Source organism: Mesotoga infera, assembly GCA_011045915.1.
Taxonomy (GTDB): Bacteria; Thermotogota; Thermotogae; order Petrotogales; family Kosmotogaceae; genus Mesotoga; species Mesotoga infera_D.
Genome location: DSBT01000365.1, coordinates 1 through 2,379, shown reverse-complemented (window position 1 = coordinate 2,379; position 2,379 = coordinate 1). Strand labels below are relative to the sequence as shown.

Sequence of the window (2,379 nt, the reverse complement as noted above, 5' to 3'; positions counted from 1 at the left end):
TTTGCAATTCTAGCTCTTGTCGGTTCGGTGAAGTATTTACCCTTTGCATCGAGAGCGGGGATTAATGCAATTCTACAGCTCGGCAAGGAAATTGAAGAGGCCGCAATAATCCTGGGAGTCAGATGGTGGAAAAGGATGGTAAAGATAATCATTCCGATTCAGAAGCCAACTGTAATATCAGGGTATCTCCTGCCCTTCATCTCTAGCATGAGAGAGCTCGCTCTTTATATACTCCTTGTAACGCCGGCAACGAGCATCTTGACCACAATGCTTTTCAAGTATAACGAGAAGGGCTGGAATCAATACGCCAATGCGATTGTGCTTCTGATAATCGGTATAGTTCTTGTATTCAATTTCATCATCAATAAAGTGACTGGCGCAAGTCTGGATAAGGGAATAGGAGGTTGACCTGATGCCTGAGATTATACTGAAGAATCTGACAAAGACTTTTGGAAGTGTCAACGCGGTTGACAATCTAGGTCTTACAATTGAGGACCGCGACTTCGTGACACTACTCGGTCCCTCCGGCTGTGGCAAGACAACTACACTCAGAATGATATCCGGGCTCGAAACACCTACGGTCGGAGAGATCAGCATCGGTGGAAAGGTGGTTTTTTCGAGCGAGAAGCAGTTGAATCTCTCGCCTGACAAGAGAGACGTTGGCCTCCTCTTCCAGAATTACGCATTGTGGCCACATATGACAGTCTATCAGAACATTGCTTTCGGTCTGGAAAACATGAAGTGGAGCAAAGAGGAAATTAGAAGCCGCGTGAAGGAAATGGGGGATCTCGTCAAAATAAGCGACCTTCTTGACAGGTATCCTTCAGAACTTTCTGGCGGTCAGCAGCAGAGAGTAGCAATTGCAAGAACCCTCGCTCCAAATCCTAAGGTGCTTCTGATGGATGAACCGCTCTCTAACCTGGATGCCAAGCTGAGAATGGAAATGAGAGCCGAGTTGAAACGGCTCCACAGGGAAATCGAATCGACTGTCGTATACGTTACCCATGACCAGCTGGAAGCGATGACTCTGGCAACCAAGGTCTGTCTTCTTGAAGAGGGTGTTCTCCAGCAATATGCGCCGCCGCTTGTAATATACGATCAGCCGGCAAATGTCTTCGTTGGAGACTTCATCGGCAATCCATCGATGAACTTCCTTGATGCAAAAGTAGATACAATTGAAAAAGAGACAGTTGTTCTAAGAACGGTAGAACTGAGACTGGAGATGTCTTTAAGAAGCAGAGACGATGAAGTCAAGACCGGAGATGAAGTGATCATTGGATTAAGACCGGAAGACATCGAGCTGAAACCTGATACGGGAGAGAATACCTGCACGATTTACTCGACTCTCCCTTCGGGAATGGAGACGGTTGTGAGAGCAAAGATCAAGAACACCATGTTTTCGATAGTAGTTTTCGGTAGAGTAGATTTCGTGGTTGATTCAGCTATGGAAATCTCTTTCCCATCCAGTAACTACCTCCTATTTAATAAAGAAACAAAAGAAAAAATCGGAGCCGGATCACTCAAGCTGACATAGTTAGTGGACTACTTTTCAGAAGAGGAGTGGTTGTCGGGCATTCCTCTTTTTTGCCTTAATGCATAGTCACTACCTATTGAACAACTCTAAGAGGAACTGAAGCTCTTCTTCTCTTTCTTGCAGATCTTTTTGACGGTGTTCCTGCCCATAGCCGCACAGCCGTAGAGATTTGTTCCACCAATAGAGTGTCCTATTACAAAGAAGTTCTTAAGAGTTTTCAGAGTAATCGGTTTGTTCAGGAACCCTTTCATGGTATCTCTCAATCGGAACTCCTCTTTACTTCCATATCCTCGGGCATTTGAGGTGAATCTCTTTGTGGTCAAGGGTGTTGCCACATCGGTTACTTCAACGGCGGCTTTTATACCGGGAATAAATCTTTCAATTGCCTCGATTGTTCTGTTGGCGATCTTCTCCTTCTCTTCCTCATATTTCTTTTGATCCTTCGAAAGCTCTTCCCAGTAAGAATAGTAGGTATCATACATCACTTTCAGACTGGTCTTCCCTTCCGGCGACAGTTTCTTGTCGTAGCTGTAGTTAAGGACATTTATTATAGAGCAGTTGTCGCCCGCTATTTCGATAGGTTCGTCAAGAAAAAGGGAAATTGCATTCGGTTTGTCCGAGAGATCCATATTCACACCGAAAGATACATGCAAAGCCATCATCATCCTGTCAATCGGCTTCGAATACATCGAGCGCAGCCGATCGGTGAGGTGCCGTTCATCTATCATTTTCATGAAAGTGTCATAACCGTAAGCGTCTGAAATTACATAATTGGCGGAGATCTCCATACCGTTTTCAAGCCTCACTCCGACAGCCTTTCCATTAGACTCAATTACTCTCTCCAC

3 protein-coding genes are annotated in these 2,379 nt (G+C 45.0%); 2 read left to right on the top strand and 1 reads right to left on the bottom strand.

The genetic code is table 11. The features are described from left to right. Both ENN47_11915 and ENN47_11910 read left to right on the top strand, forming a co-directional pair. Positions 1-408: ABC transporter permease subunit (locus ENN47_11915; GenBank protein ID HDP78857.1), on the top strand; the 408-nt coding region annotated here is incomplete at its 5' end. A gap of 4 nt (positions 409-412) precedes the next feature. Continuing rightward, positions 413-1,534 carry an ABC transporter ATP-binding protein gene (locus ENN47_11910; protein ID HDP78856.1) on the top strand — a complete coding sequence of 374 codons (1,122 nt, stop codon included), beginning with the start codon at positions 413-415 and terminating at the stop codon, positions 1,532-1,534. Between the two features lie 86 nt (positions 1,535-1,620). Here the strand turns inward: ENN47_11910 and ENN47_11905 are convergent. Next, the coding region (locus ENN47_11905) for an NAD(P)/FAD-dependent oxidoreductase (GenBank protein HDP78855.1) at positions 1,621-2,379 on the bottom strand (759 nt) is incomplete at its 5' end.

Coding starts and splice junctions, on each gene's coding strand:
- ENN47_11910 (HDP78856.1), top strand. CDS start 413: ATGCCTGAGATTATACTGAAGAATCTGACAAAGACTTTTGGAAGTGTC.